Origin of the sequence: Segatella copri (assembly GCF_051861805.1) — a bacterium.
Classification (GTDB): Bacteria; Bacteroidota; Bacteroidia; order Bacteroidales; family Bacteroidaceae; genus Prevotella; species Prevotella copri_M.
In genome coordinates this window covers 3,340,328-3,354,204 of sequence record NZ_CP146520.1, presented here as the reverse complement: position 1 = coordinate 3,354,204, position 13,877 = coordinate 3,340,328, and the positions used below count along the sequence as shown (strand labels likewise).

Sequence of the window (13,877 nt, the reverse complement as noted above, 5' to 3'; positions counted from 1 at the left end):
TAAAAGAAGGATCAAAATGAAGACAAGAAATTTTTTATTCACCAGTCTGCTGGCACTGGCTTCTACTGTAACCGCCAATGCCCAGACTTTCAATATTGATATGTTGAAGGTGCAGCCTGTCTATTCCGCTGAGAAAGGGCAGGGATATGACATCGTGGCTGCTCCAAAGGCAAAGAGCAATGCGCCTTTCTTCTATTCCGTGAAGGTGGCGGATGGTAACTATAAGGTAACCGTGGTGATCGGTTCCAAGAAGAAGGCGGGCAAGACTGTGGTTCGTGCAGAGAACCGCCGTTTGATGCTCGACGAGGTGAGCACTAAGAAAGGTGAGTTTAAGACTTACTCCTTCGTAGTGAACAAGCGCAGCCCTTATATCAATGCGAAGATGAACGTAAAGATCAAGCCTCGCGAGAAGGATTACTTTACCTGGGACGAGAAGTTGACCCTGGAGTTTACGGGTGCTGCCCCTGTGGTGAAGAGCATCAAGGTGGAGCCGGCTCCTGCCGAAACCACTACCTTGTTCCTTTGTGGCAACTCTACGGTAGTTGATCAGTTTACGGAGCCATACGCTTCCTGGGGACAGATGGTGACCCGCTGGTTTGGTCCAGAGGTAGCTATCTCAAACCATGCTGAAAGCGGATTGACTGCAGGTTCCTTCCTTGCCTCCAACCGTCTGAACAAGGTGCTGGCGATGATGAAGAAGGGCGACTATGTGATTTGTGAGTTCGGTCATAACGACCAGAAGGAGAAGTCGGCGGGCAGTGGTGCCTGGTATAATTTCTCTTACAACCTGAAGAAATTCATCGACGAGGTACGCAAGAAGGGTGGCAACATCATCTTCGTAACTCCTACCCAGCGCCGATTCTTCGACAAGGCTACCCATAGCAAGATTCAGGAGACTCATGGCGATTATCCTGATGCCATGCGAGCTGTGGCGAAGCGAGAGGGCGTGCCTGTGATAGAACTTCATGATATGACCCGCACTTTCTTCGAGACTTTGGGTTACGAGAACAGTAAGAAGTCGCTGGTTCACTATCCGGCAAATACTTATCCAAATCAGCCTAAGGCTTTGGAGGATAACACACACTTCAATCCATACGGTGCCTACGAGGTGGCTAAGATGGTGGTGATGGGTATGAAGCAGCTCAATCTGCCTATCGTGAAGTATCTCCGTGCTGACTGGAAGGACTTCAATCCTGCCCAGCCAGATGATTTCAATCAATTCGTATGGTATCCATCCGTGAATCTGGATGTAACCAAGCCAGACGGAAATTAGTTAATAGTTTATAGTTAATAGTTTATAGTTATGCATTCTAAAATACTTTTCGCCTCGTTGCTGCTGGGCGGTTTGCCTTTGATGGGAACCCTTTCGGCTGATGCAGCGGTGCGCGATACCATCAGCATCAACCAGGGATGGCAGTTCCATCGTGGTGATGTGAAGAACATTGCTGAGTTGAAGTCAACTCAAAGCGGGGATGATATGGTGAATCTGCCACATGATTTCCTGATAGGACAGGACTGGGTGGCTCCGGATGCCAGCGAGCGCCCGGATAACAGCGATGCGGGCAGCAATGTGCGTAGCCGATTGAGTTCCCGCGGATTCAAGGAGATGGGCATCGGCTGGTATCGCTACGAACTCACTCCCAAGGATGAATGGAAGGGAAAGCGCATCGTGCTCGACTTTCAGGGCATCATGCTGGTGGGCGATGTCTATCTGAACGGAAAGCGTATCGGTGGCACCGACTATGGATACCTGGGCTTCGATATCGACCTGAGCAAACTCTTGAAGTGGGGACAGCCTAACGAAATCGCAGTCAAGGCTGATACGCAGAACCCAAGTAACTCCCGCTGGTTTACGGGCGCCGGTCTCTATCGTGATGTCAATCTCATCGTTACCAATAAGAATCTGTTCTTCCCTCGCCATCCGCTCTTTATCCGTACACAGGACAACAAGGAGGTGAAAATCAAGGCGGAAATCATCAACCAGCAGAAGGTGGCTAAGGGACAGAGCACTGCCAAGATGCCTGTGGGTGTTCGTATTCTCGATGCCGATGGCAAGGTGGTGGCTGAGCAGAAGAACGACATCCACTTCAATGCCAAATGGAGAGACAGAGAGTATGAATTGCCAAGCATCTCTTTGGAAAATGCCAAGCTGTGGTCGCCGGATTCACCTTATTTATATATTGCCGAGGTGACGCTTTATGACAGTGAGGGCAACATCGCCGACCAGATTAAGGAGCCGTTTGGTGTGCGCACCATCGAAATCGTTCCGCAGAAGGGCTTGCTGGTAAATGGCAAGAAGGTTCTCCTCAAGGGCTATGCCAACCATCATACTCTCGGTGCCCTGGGTGCTGCGGCTTATCCGCGTGCCATCGAGAAGCGACTGAAACTGATGAAGGAATTCGGAATGAACCATATCCGCACTTCTCATAATCCATACAGCGAGGACTTCCTGAAACTCTGCGATAAGTATGGCATTCTGGTGGTGGATGAGCTTTACGACAAGTGGCTCACCCAGTATGCCGGTGGCAGAGTGGATTGGGAGAGTCTCTGGCAGAAGGATGTTCCTGAATGGGTGAAGCGAGACAGAAACCATCCTTCTGTGGTGTTGTGGAGCTTGGGAAATGAGTTGCAGCAGTATAGCAACCTGCCTTTTAACGATTGGGGTGTTACGGCTTATAAGCTTCAGAAGGAGTTGCTGCACCGTTATGATGATACCCGACTCACCACTGTGGCGATGCATCCGCGCTATCGCAACCTGGAGACGGATTCCATCCCAGCCGATCTGGCAATAGAGACAGAGGTGAATTCATATAACTATCGTTACATGTATTTCCCAGGCGACAGCAAGCGCTATCCGGAGAAAACCTTCTATCAGAGCGAGGCGAGTGTGGCTGCGATGGGACCAAACTTTTACGAGATGGATCTCGACAAGGTGATAGGTCTTGCCTATTGGGGTGCCATTGATTACCTGGGCGAGAGCATGGGATGGCCTATCAAGGGTTGGAATCAGGGTGTGTTCGACCTTTCTCTTCAGCCCAAGCCGGATGCTTATTTCGTGAAGAGCATGTTTACTGATGAGCCAACCGTTCACATCGGTGTTATCGAGAAATCGGGTGGCAACATCCAGTGGAATGGCATCAATGTTTCTGCCGGAAAGCTTTCAGAAAACTGGAACCGTGAGGCAGGCGAGCAGGTTTCGCTCTATACCTATACCAATGGCGACGAGGTGGAACTCTTCCTCAACGGCAAGAGCCTGGGTGTGAAGAAGAACAGCAACGACCCTAAACTCCGTGCCCGCATCAAGTGGGACAACATCGCCTATGCTCCAGGCACTCTGGTGGCTGTGGCTAAGAAAAACGGCAAGGTGGTGGCTCGCCATCAGATAGAGACCACGGGCGAGGCTGTTGCCTTGAAGTTGGTGCCTGATGCTGAAAACTGGCATGCGGATGGTAAGGATTTGATGCACGTTCGCATCTATGCCGTGGACAAGAAGGGCAGAAGAGTACTGAACGTGAAAGACGCCAAGGCATTCGATAAGTTGACCTTCCAGGTGAAGGGCGATGCGAATATCGTGGCGGTGGATAATGGAAACATTGCATCTGATGAACTTCATATCGGAAAGACCCAGTTGGAGAAGTCCATCCAGCGCAATCTCTTCCAGGGTTCTGCTCTCGTGATATTGAGAGCCGGCGATAAGCCAGGAAAGATAGAACTTTCGGTGGCTGGTGAAAAGATGAAAGCCAAGAAGTTGGTTTTGAATACAAAATAATAAGGTACATTATGAACTTGATTCTATCCTCAAATCCGCGACTAAGCCCTTCTACATTCTTTTTGCTCAGAGCAACAAGTGCGAAGTGTCGGATGAAGCGAGAGATGGTTCATTAAATGAGTAGTGACATTCTTTCTCAGATTTAAAATGTATCTTTGCCATGTCATATTAGAGTTTTGCTTGTTTGCTTTTCGCAACACTAAGATAAGTGAAAATTCTGATATGGCAATAACCTGAGCAACTTTTTGTTGCTCAGGTGCTTAAAAAGTTTTATTTATAATAGTGTTGCGGAATTACGGAAGAAAAAGAAACCTATAATGAGATACAGAAAGAGTCTATTCATATTGTTAGCGTCTGCTGTTTCACAGACGCTTTCTGCGCAAACCTACGAAAAGCCAACCATGGGCTGGAGTTCATGGAATACCTACCGTGTAAATATCAGTGCCGACCTAATCATGAAGCAGGCGGATGCCATGGCACAGAAGGGCTTGAAGGAGGCTGGCTATAAGTATATTAACATCGATGACGGATATTTCGGCGGACGTGACATGAACGGACAATTACTGATTCATGCCACACGATTCCCAAATGGCCTGGAGCCAGTTGTCAAACACATTCACAGCCTGGGATTCAAGGCTGGAATCTATTCAGATGCAGGACGCAACACCTGCGGAAACTTCTGGGACAAAGACGAAATGGGAAGCGGTGTAGGCCTTTATGGACATGACCAGCAGGATGCCGATTTCTTTTTCAAGAACCTGAAGTTTGATTTTATCAAGATTGATTTCTGTGGCGGTGATGCACCTCAGAACACAGAACATCTCGACCTTGACGAAAAGGAGCGCTATACTGCCATCCGACAGGCTATTGACAACACAGGACGAAAAGATGTGCGTATCAACGTATGCCGCTGGAACTTTCCTGGCACATGGGTACACAATGTAGGTTCTTCCTGGCGCATTGCCAGAGACATCTCTGCCAACTGGAACGCCGTGAAGCGTATCATCGCCCAAAACCGTTATCTTTCAGCCTATGCCACGGAGGGACATTACAATGATATGGATATGCTTGAGATTGGCAGGGGGCTGTCAGAAGCCGAGGAGCGTACCCACTTCGGAATGTGGTGCATACAGAGTTCTCCGCTTCTCATCGGATGTGATATGACTGCGATACCTGCCAAGTCTCTGGCTCTGCTCAAGAATAAGGAGCTTATTGCCATCAACCAGGATCCTCTTGCCTTGCAGGCTTATGTGGTTAAGGTGAAGAATGGAGTATATCTCTATGTTAAGGATATCCAAATTCAGAATGGCACTACACGTGCCGTGGCTATATATAATCCTACTGACAATGAGCAAAGCTTTGCTCTCAATATGAATGATGTGGATTTAGATGGTAAAGTAAAGGTGCGCGATGTCTTTGCGCATGAAGATATGGCAGAAGTAACCAAGGGTGTCATGCATGTCAATATACCTCGCCATGATACACGTATATTCATTCTCAAGGGAGAGAAGCGAAAGCTACGTTCAATCTATGAAGCAGAGACAGCCTGGCTGGAGCGTTATCAGTGTCTTGGCATCAACAACAGCCTTGGATATGCCAAATATGGCGATGCCAAATTCTGTTCTGGTGGTGGAAAAGTGGAATGGCTCGGAAACCATAAGGATAACTATATGGAATGGAGGAATATCTACAGTAAGGAAGACGGAACATATACCATGAAGCTGAGTTATGTCACCGGTGAAAACCGCAGTGTTTTTTGCAAGGTCAATGGTAGTGAGGATTTTGAAATCAAGACCCCAGGCGATAATAAGAAAATCGTGAAAACCGTCAGCCGACGCATCTATCTGAAGAAAGGCATGAACACCATACGTCTTAGTAATCCCAATGCGTGGTGTCCGGATATAGACAGAATTACAATCATCAGATAATCAAAGAAATGAATGAAGCATATTCTGAATACTTGTCATTGATTACTGGATATATCATAACTGTACTGGTTTCTCAGATTTTATTTGTATCTTCGCTATTTCATATCAGAGTTTTGCTTGTTTTCTTTTCGCAACATTAAGATAAGTGAAAATTCTGATATGGCAAAATCCTGAGCAATTTTCGTTGTTCTGGTGCTTAAAAAGTTTAATTTATAATCGTGTTGCGGAATTAAGGTTCAAATGAAGAATAATATATTGATGAGTGTGTTGCTGACCGTATCATTGTCGGCTGGACTTCCGCTTTCCGCTGCTAGTTATGTTGACGTGGTAAAGATGCGGACGGAGAACCGGGTGAATCCTCTGGGCATCGGAACATCAACCCCTCGCTTCTCCTGGCAGATTACTTCTGACAGGAAGGGCGTGGTGCAGACGAGTTTTCAGATCCTGGTGGCTTCTTCCAGAGAAAAACTGGATAGAAACGAGGCTGATCTGTGGGATAGCGGTGAGCGAAAGAGCGATGAACAGCTGTGGATTCCTTATCAGGGAAAGGTACTCTTGAGTGGCTCTGAAGCCTACTGGAAGGTACGTATCACCACCAACAGGGGCAAGTCGGAATGGACCGAATCGCAGCTCTTTACCATCGGGCTGCTCGGCGAGAACAAATGGAGCGGCACCTGGATTGGATTGGAAGACCTGCAGCCGGGAGAAAAGAAAGGCATGCACACCCGACTGGCGGCACGCTATATCCGCAAGGACTTTGCGACAAAAGGCAAGGTGAAGCGGGCGGTGGCTTATGTTGCCGGACTCGGTGTCTATGAGTTCTATGTCAACGGACAGCGCATGGGCGGCAGTCAGGCATTGCAGCCTGCACCAACCGATTACCGCAAGACCATCTACTACAATACGTTCAATGTCACTTCGCTCCTGACAGAGAAGAATGCCATCGCCATCAAACTGGGCAACGGCAGAATGTTTCCGATGCGACAGGAGAAGGCATACCTGACTCCTTTCTTCGGTTATCCGAAATGCCGCATCAACGTGAAGGTGGAGTATGAGAACGGAAAGACTGAAACCTGGGCTACCAACAACACCTGGAAGTTGAGCTTCGACGGTCCTATCCGCAGCAACAACGAGTATGATGGCGAGGAGTATGATGCCCGCAGGGAACTAGCGCTGAAAGGTTGGACCCAGGCTGGTTTCGACGATAGCCAGTGGCAGAAAGCCGAGCGCAGTGCCATTCCTGACGGTACGCTGATGGCGCAGCCGATGAGGGGAATGGTTGAGAAGGAATTCGGACATCCGGTGAGTCTGAAGCAGCGCCACGATACCCTCATCGTTGATTTTGGTCAGAACATGGCGGGCTGGATTGGTTTTCAGGTCCGTGGCAGGCAGGGAGATACCATCCGTGTGAAATATGCCGAGAAACTGCAGGCTGACGGCAGTCTGTATCTCGACAACTTCCGCAATGCCCTCTCTGAGGATGTCTATGTCTGCAATGGCAAGGAGAACGGAAAGCTTTGGCGTCCTGCCTTCTCTTATCACGGCTTCCGCTATGCTGCCATCACCGGTATGAAGAAAGCCCGAAAGGAGAATTTCACCGCCTATACCGTGAGCGATGAGATGGCTACCATCGGACATATAGAGACTTCTGATACTATATTAAATAAGGTGTTGGAGAATGCCTGGTGGGGCATCTACAGCAATTACAAGGGAATGCCGGTAGATTGTCCGCAGCGCAACGAGCGCCAGCCTTGGCTGGGCAATCGAACAGTGGGTTCGCTGGGTGAGAGTTTCGTTTTCGACAATGAGCGACTCTACAGCAAGTGGATGCACGATATCTGCGATGCCCAGCGTTCGGATGGCAACATCCCGGATGTGGCTCCTGCTTTCTGGAATTATTATACCGATGATGTCACCTGGCCGTCAGCCCTGCCTTTCACCTGTGATATGCTCTATCATCAGTTTGGCAACAAGCAGCCTATCATCGATTCTTATCCATCCATCAGGAAATGGATCAACCATATCCTGGCAGAATATACGGATAAGAACGGCATCATCACCAAGGATAAATACGGCGACTGGTGCGTACCACCAGAGAAGCTGGAACTGATTCATAGTCAGGATCCGAAGCGAAAAACTGATGGTAAGCTGATAGCCACCGCCTATATGATTCGCTGTCTGCAGCTGGCAGAGCAGTTTGCCAACCTGCAGGACCTGAAGGAAGAAGCGAAGGCTTGGGCAGACCGCAGAAACAGGATGATGGATGCCTTCAACAGGCAGTTCCTCACCAACAAGGCAGGAACATCCCGCCGTCCGGGTCATGTACTCTATCCTGACAGCATCTATTATGGCAACAATACCTCTACCGCCAATCTCCTGGCGCTCTCCTTCGGCATTGCTCCCCAGGAGTTGCGCAGCGAACTCATCAAGCAGGTAGTAAAGGGCATCTGCATCGATGCCAAGGAACATGTCAACTGCGGTGTCATCGGCATCTCCTGGCTCCTTCGCGGTTTGAGCGACAACGGTTTCCCTGATGTGGCTTATCTCCTGGCTACCCAGCGCACCTATCCGTCTTGGGGGTATATGGCAGAGAACGGAGCCACTACCATCTGGGAACTCTGGAATGGAGACAAGGCTGATCCGAAGATGAATTCGGGCAATCATGTGATGCTTCTGGGCGACTTGCTTACCTGGTGCTATCAGTATCTGGGAGGCATCCAGCAGAAGGGCGTCAACGTACAGCAGGTTGCTGAGGCTGATGCCAGCGTGGCTTACAAGCACATCTTGTTGAAGTCAGCTTTCAGTATTCAGAACTGCGAATCGGTAAAAGCTGATTACGAGACTCCATACGGAGTAGTGAAGAGCCAGTGGAAGAAGACCTTGCAGCATGTGGATTGGGATATCACCGTGCCTTGCAATACCACAGCCGATGTCTATCTGCCTGATGGCAAGGTTGAGACGGTAGGTAGTGGCGATTATTATTATTCGGTAGAAATCCCTACCCGGTAGAAATCCCTACCCGCGATGCAGCCTACGGATGCCGGAATCCGAGAACTGGACAATGCTGCCGATTATCGCAATTCGAGAGGTCGCATTATGGCTGGTCCCGAACTGCTTACAGTCTTTAATGGCGAAACCGGAAAGGCGATGCATACCATCTGGTATCAGCCCAACTGTGGTCGTCAGATACACCTTATTTATATACTGCCGAGGTGACACTCTATAATCAGGATGGAAAGGTGGCGAAGGAATTCGGCATGAACCATATCCGCACCTTTCATAATCCCTATAGTGAGGACTTTCTGAAACTCAGCGATAAGTATGGCATCTTGGTGGTGGATGAACTTTATGATAAGTGGCTCACCCAGTATGCCGGAGGCAGAGTGGAATGGCATCAATGTTTCTGCTGGAAAGCTCTCTGAAAACTGGAACCGTGAGGCGAGCGAGCCAGCGATAAGCCAGGAAATATAGAACTTTCGGTGGCTGGTGAAAAGATGAAAGCCAGAAAACTGGTTTTGAATACGAAATAATAAGGTACATCATGAACTTGATTCTATAAGTTTTTGATTACATGATATAGAGCCTGGACAACGACGGTTGTTCAGGCTTTTTGGTTAAGATAGGTTTCTTATAGACAAATTCTGTTTAAATAATCAACTTTTTGCTCGTTTTTTCTTATTTTGGTTTTATTATGACAAATCTTGGAATGTTATAGACAATAGAACTTCCGAAGAAAAACATTAACTTTGCACCAAAAATATAAGAGATTTAATCAATACTCTTTTTGCCCTATCTTATGGATAATGGTGAGGGAAAAGAACGACAGAATAATGTTATAGTAGAAAGTCATTATGAAAATGAAAGAAAAAATGTTTAAAAGTTTGATACTGACATGTATCTTGGTCCTTGTTGCTTCCTGTAAGGAGCAAAAGAGCCAGACTGCCGGTAGTGATTACAAAACGCAGAAAGTAACTCTTTCTGACAGAACGGTGTTCTCCTCTTTCTCGGCTACCATTCAAGGTAAACAGGATGTGGGAGTTTATCCTCAGATTTCAGGATTGATTACTGCTGTTTTAGTAAAAGAGGGTGCTGCCGTGAAAAAAGGGCAGACCTTGTTCATCATCGACCAGGTTCCTTATAAAGCTGCTCTGAGAACTGCGAAGGCGAATGTAGAAGTGGCGGAGGCGAGTGTTGCAACGGCTAAGATGACTGTTGCCAGCAAGGAGGAACTCTTTAAGGAGAATGTGGTTTCTCAGTTTGACCTGCAGACGGCGCGCAACTCGCTCCGTTCGGCTAACGCTACTTTGGCGCAGGCTCAGGCAGAACTGTTAAACGCTCGTAATAATCTTTCCTATACGGTAATAAAAAGTCCGGTGGATGGCATAGCCGGAATGAGTTCGTATCGCATAGGTGATTTGGTCAGTTCTTCCATGTCCTCTCCTATGATTTCAGTTTCAGACAATAGTGAGATGTATGCCTATTTCTCTATGACGGAAAAACAGATACTTGCACTTTCGCGCCAAAACGGTTCGCTGACAGATGCCTTGAAGGCCATGCCGGAAGTTAAGCTTCTGTTAAGTGATGGAAGTGAATATCAGGAAAAAGGCCACATTGATGCCATCAGTGGTATGATAGACACCTCGACAGGCTCTGTGACCCTGAGGGCTGTATTTCCGAATTCCAAGAATATACTGCGTAGCGGTAGTACCGGAAATATAAAGTTCCCTTATACAAAAAAGAACTGTATGGTCATTCCGCAGACAGCTACATACGAATTGCAAGATAAGGTTTTTGTCTATAAGGTTGTAGATGGTAAAACCCAATCAACCCAAGTTAAGGTGTTTGAAGTCAATGATGGAAAGGAGTATATCGTGGAATCAGGTCTGAATATGGGTGATGTCATCATTGCAGAAGGAGCCGGATTGCTCAGTAATGGCATTTCGGTAAACCAAGCTGCATCTGCCCCAACTGCTACACGAAAAGATAGGAGAAAATAATATGAAAGCGAAACTGTTTATAGATCGTCCGATATTGGCGGCATGTATTTCGGCACTGATACTGATGCTGGGAATCATCGGGCTCGTGAATCTTCCGATGGAACAATATCCGGATATTGCTCCTCCAACCGTACAGGTATCTGCCACCTATACGGGCGCAAGTGCCGAAACCGTGCAGAAAGCGGTTATCGTGCCACTGGAGGAAGAAATCAATGGTGTGGAAAATATGATGTACATGACTTCCACGGCCTCTAATACCGGTAGCGCCACTATCAATGTTTATTTCAAGCAGGGTACAGATCCAGACATGGCCACTGTCAACGTACAGAACCGTGTGACCAAGGCACAGGGTACACTTCCTAGTGAAGTGACGAAGATAGGAGTCACTGCACAGAAAAGACAGAATAGCCAGCTGATGCTGATGTCGCTTTATAGTACCAAAGGCGACTATGATGAGAAATTCCTTGCCAACTATCTCAAGATAAATGTTGTTCCTCGCATCCAGCGTATTTCTGGTGTAGGAGAAGTGATGGTGATGGGTAACGACTATGCTATGCGCATCTGGTTGAAACCTGATGTGATGGCACAGTATGGGCTTGTTCCATCGGATATCATTACCATATTGGGCGAACAGAATATAGAGGCTTCTACCGGTACTCTTGGTGAGGATTCTCAGAATACATTCCAATACACCTTGAAATATCGGGGACGCTATGAAACCAGCGAGGAATTGGGAGATTTGGTTGTCCGAACCGCAGACGACGGCAATACTTTACGCTTGAAGGATGTGGCAGATATAGAGTTGGGTACCACATCGTATAATTTCAGCGGTGGCGTGTCTGGCTATCCTGGAGCTACGTTTATGGTGATGCAGACTGCCGGATCCAACGCCAACGAAATCATAAAGGAAATCAATAAAATGGCGGATGAAATCCGAGACGATTTGCCTGATGGTCTGAAACTGGATACGATGATGAGTATCAAATCGTTCCTCGATGCTTCTGTCAAGAATGTCATCAAGACGCTCATCGAGGCGATTCTCCTGGTTATCATCGTGGTCTATGTCTTCCTGCAGAGTGTGCGTTCTACGTTTATTCCTTTAGTAGGTATCGTGGTTTCCCTGGTGGGTACGTTTGCTTTCCTCTATGTGGCGGGATTCAGTATCAATCTGCTGACTCTTTTTGCCTTGGTTCTGGTCATCGGTACGGTGGTTGATGACTCCATCGTGGTGGTGGAAGCTGTGCAGGCGAAGTTTGATGAAGGGTATAAATCGCCTTACAAGGCTACAATGGATGCGATGGGGGGAATAACCTCGGCCATCGTTACCACTTCACTGGTCTTCATGGCTGTGTTTATTCCGGTTAGTTTTATGGGTGGAACTACGGGTACCTTTTATACGCAATTCGGTTTGACGATGGCTGTAGCTGTGGGTATATCGGCATTGAACGCCCTGACTACCTGTCCGGCACTCTGTGTTCTCATCATGACACCCCACATGCAGGCAGAAGAAGGTAAAAAGATAAGTTTCTCGTCTCGTTTCCACATCGCTTTTGATACTGCTTTCGGTCGTCTGGTCAACAAGTATAAAATGGGTGTGAAGTTCTTCTTCCGCCGCAAATGGCTGGTAGGAGTAGCACTCGCTGTGAATTGTATCTTGTTGGCTGTACTGGTCAAGACCACAAAAACCGGATTGGTTCCGGATGAGGATACGGGAACGCTGTTTGTTTCTGTTACCACTGCACCAGGTAGTACGCTTTCTGAAACCAAAAGCATCATGAAGGAGGTTGAGAAGCGTATCAGTGGAATTCCGCAGATATACCTGTATTCCACCATCGGAGGTTATAATATGATGGGTAGCGGACAAAGCAGTGCGGGAGGTACGCTCATCGTGCGTCTCAAAGATTGGGATGAACGCAAAGGTGATGAGAACAGCAAGGATGCCGTTATGGCTGAAGTGATGGCGCGGACTGCTGATATCAAGAATGCGCAGGTATTCGTCTTTTCTCCACCTATGATTATGGGTTATGGTATGACCAATGGTCTTGAAATCTACGTGCAGGATCAGAAAGGTGGCGACATCAGTACGCTCTATAAGCATACCAAAGAGTTCATTGCGGCATTGAACAAACGTCCGGAAATTCAAAGTGCAGTAACTACATTTAATACCCGTTTCCCTCAATATCTTGTGGAAGTGGATGCGGCACGTTGCAAGCGTGCTGGTATTTCTCCATCGGATGTGCTGGATGTCTTGTCTTGTTATGTGGGCGGTAATTATGCTTCAAACATAAATCGTTTCTCTAAGATTTATCGTGTGATGGTACAGGCAAAGCCTGAATACAGATTGAACAAGGAATCTCTGGATAATATGTACGTGCGTTCCTCTTCTGGAAGCATGGCACCTGTTGGACAGTTTGTTACTTTATCCAAAACCTATGGTCCTGAGATTCTGAGCCGATTTAATCTTTTCAGCACCATATCGGTGAATGCTACACCTGCCCAGGGATACAGTTCGGGTGATGCTATCGAGGCAGTGCGCGAAGTGGCCAAGAAGACGCTGCCTGCAGGATACGGATATGAGTTTGGAGGTACATCCCGTGAGGAGGCTTCTTCGGGTACATCCTTTGTTATCATTTTCGTTATCTGTGTCTTGTTTATCTATATCATCCTTTGTTCTCTCTACGAAAGTCTGTTCGTTCCTTTGGCGGTAATGCTCTCCATTCCATTCGGATTGATGGGTAGTTTCTTGTTCGCCAAGATGTTCGGTGTTGAGAATAATGTATATATGCAAACGGGACTCATCATGCTGATTGGACTGTTGTCCAAAACGGCCATCCTTGTTACGGAGTATGCTTCCGAGCGCCGCCGCCATGGTATGACCATAGTTCAGGCTGCTCTTTCGGCTGCTGCTGTCCGACTGCGTCCTATCCTGATGACTGCCCTGACAATGATCATCGGTCTCTTCCCATTGGTAATAGCAACTGGTGCGGGTGCCAATGGCAATATCTCGCTTGGTGTGGGTACTGTAGGTGGTATGCTGATAGGAACGGTTGCTTTACTGTTTGTTGTTCCTGTGCTTTTCATCGTTTTCCAGACTATAGAAGAGAGGGTAATGCCTAAACGGCGACATAGAGAACAGGAGATAAGGACAGAACCTCTTTTAGAGGAGAAGAATTAATTAAATAG

At 47.5% G+C, this 13,877-nt stretch carries 6 protein-coding genes and 2 pseudogenes; all 8 read left to right on the top strand.

The genetic code is table 11. The features are described 5' to 3' along the window. The first annotated feature begins 16 nt into the window (after nucleotides 1–16). The 8 genes and pseudogenes from V8Z93_RS13315 (at nucleotide 17) to V8Z93_RS13280 (ending at nucleotide 13,869) form a co-directional block, all read left to right on the top strand. Nucleotides 17–1,273: a rhamnogalacturonan acetylesterase gene (locus V8Z93_RS13315; RefSeq protein WP_439431803.1), complete on the top strand. Its 1,257-nt coding sequence runs from the start codon at nucleotides 17–19 to the stop codon at nucleotides 1,271–1,273. A gap of 30 nt (nucleotides 1,274–1,303) precedes the next feature. Then, nucleotides 1,304–3,769 carry a glycoside hydrolase family 2 TIM barrel-domain containing protein gene (locus tag V8Z93_RS13310; RefSeq protein WP_439431802.1) on the top strand — a complete coding sequence of 822 codons (2,466 nt, stop codon included), beginning with the start codon at nucleotides 1,304–1,306 and terminating at the stop codon, nucleotides 3,767–3,769. A gap of 317 nt (nucleotides 3,770–4,086) precedes the next feature. Beyond that, nucleotides 4,087–5,697, top strand: coding sequence for an alpha-galactosidase (locus V8Z93_RS13305; RefSeq protein WP_294702632.1), 1,611 nt, complete (start codon nucleotides 4,087–4,089; stop codon nucleotides 5,695–5,697). Nucleotides 5,698–5,937: 240 nt separating this feature from the next. Further along, nucleotides 5,938–8,706, top strand: coding sequence for a family 78 glycoside hydrolase catalytic domain (locus V8Z93_RS13300; RefSeq protein WP_439431801.1), 2,769 nt, complete (start codon nucleotides 5,938–5,940; stop codon nucleotides 8,704–8,706). 57 nt (nucleotides 8,707–8,763) lie between these two features. Beyond that, a pseudogene (locus tag V8Z93_RS13295) lies at nucleotides 8,764–8,877 on the top strand (hypothetical protein); the annotation flags it as partial. Then, a pseudogene (locus V8Z93_RS13290) lies at nucleotides 8,856–9,089 on the top strand (glycoside hydrolase family 2 TIM barrel-domain containing protein); the annotation flags it as partial. The pseudogenes V8Z93_RS13295 and V8Z93_RS13290, both read left to right, overlap by 22 nt. A gap of 477 nt (nucleotides 9,090–9,566) precedes the next feature. Further along, nucleotides 9,567–10,694 (top strand): efflux RND transporter periplasmic adaptor subunit, encoded by a 1,128-nt coding sequence (locus V8Z93_RS13285; RefSeq protein WP_439431800.1) that lies wholly within the window; start codon nucleotides 9,567–9,569, stop codon nucleotides 10,692–10,694. 1 nt (nucleotide 10,695) lies between these two features. After that, nucleotides 10,696–13,869 carry an efflux RND transporter permease subunit gene (locus tag V8Z93_RS13280; protein WP_439431799.1) on the top strand — a complete coding sequence of 1,058 codons (3,174 nt, stop codon included), beginning with the start codon at nucleotides 10,696–10,698 and terminating at the stop codon, nucleotides 13,867–13,869. The last annotated feature ends 8 nt before the right edge of the window (nucleotides 13,870–13,877 follow it).

Bases quoted from the DNA above. Each gene is read 5' to 3' on its own strand.
- V8Z93_RS13315 (WP_439431803.1), top strand. From the start codon at position 17: ATGAAGACAAGAAATTTTTTATTCACCAGTCTGCTGGCACTGGCTTCT.
- V8Z93_RS13310 (WP_439431802.1), top strand. From the start codon at position 1,304: ATGCATTCTAAAATACTTTTCGCCTCGTTGCTGCTGGGCGGTTTGCCT.
- V8Z93_RS13305 (WP_294702632.1), top strand. From the start codon at position 4,087: ATGAGATACAGAAAGAGTCTATTCATATTGTTAGCGTCTGCTGTTTCA.
- V8Z93_RS13300 (WP_439431801.1), top strand. From the start codon at position 5,938: ATGAAGAATAATATATTGATGAGTGTGTTGCTGACCGTATCATTGTCG.
- V8Z93_RS13285 (WP_439431800.1), top strand. From the start codon at position 9,567: ATGTTTAAAAGTTTGATACTGACATGTATCTTGGTCCTTGTTGCTTCC.
- V8Z93_RS13280 (WP_439431799.1), top strand. From the start codon at position 10,696: ATGAAAGCGAAACTGTTTATAGATCGTCCGATATTGGCGGCATGTATT.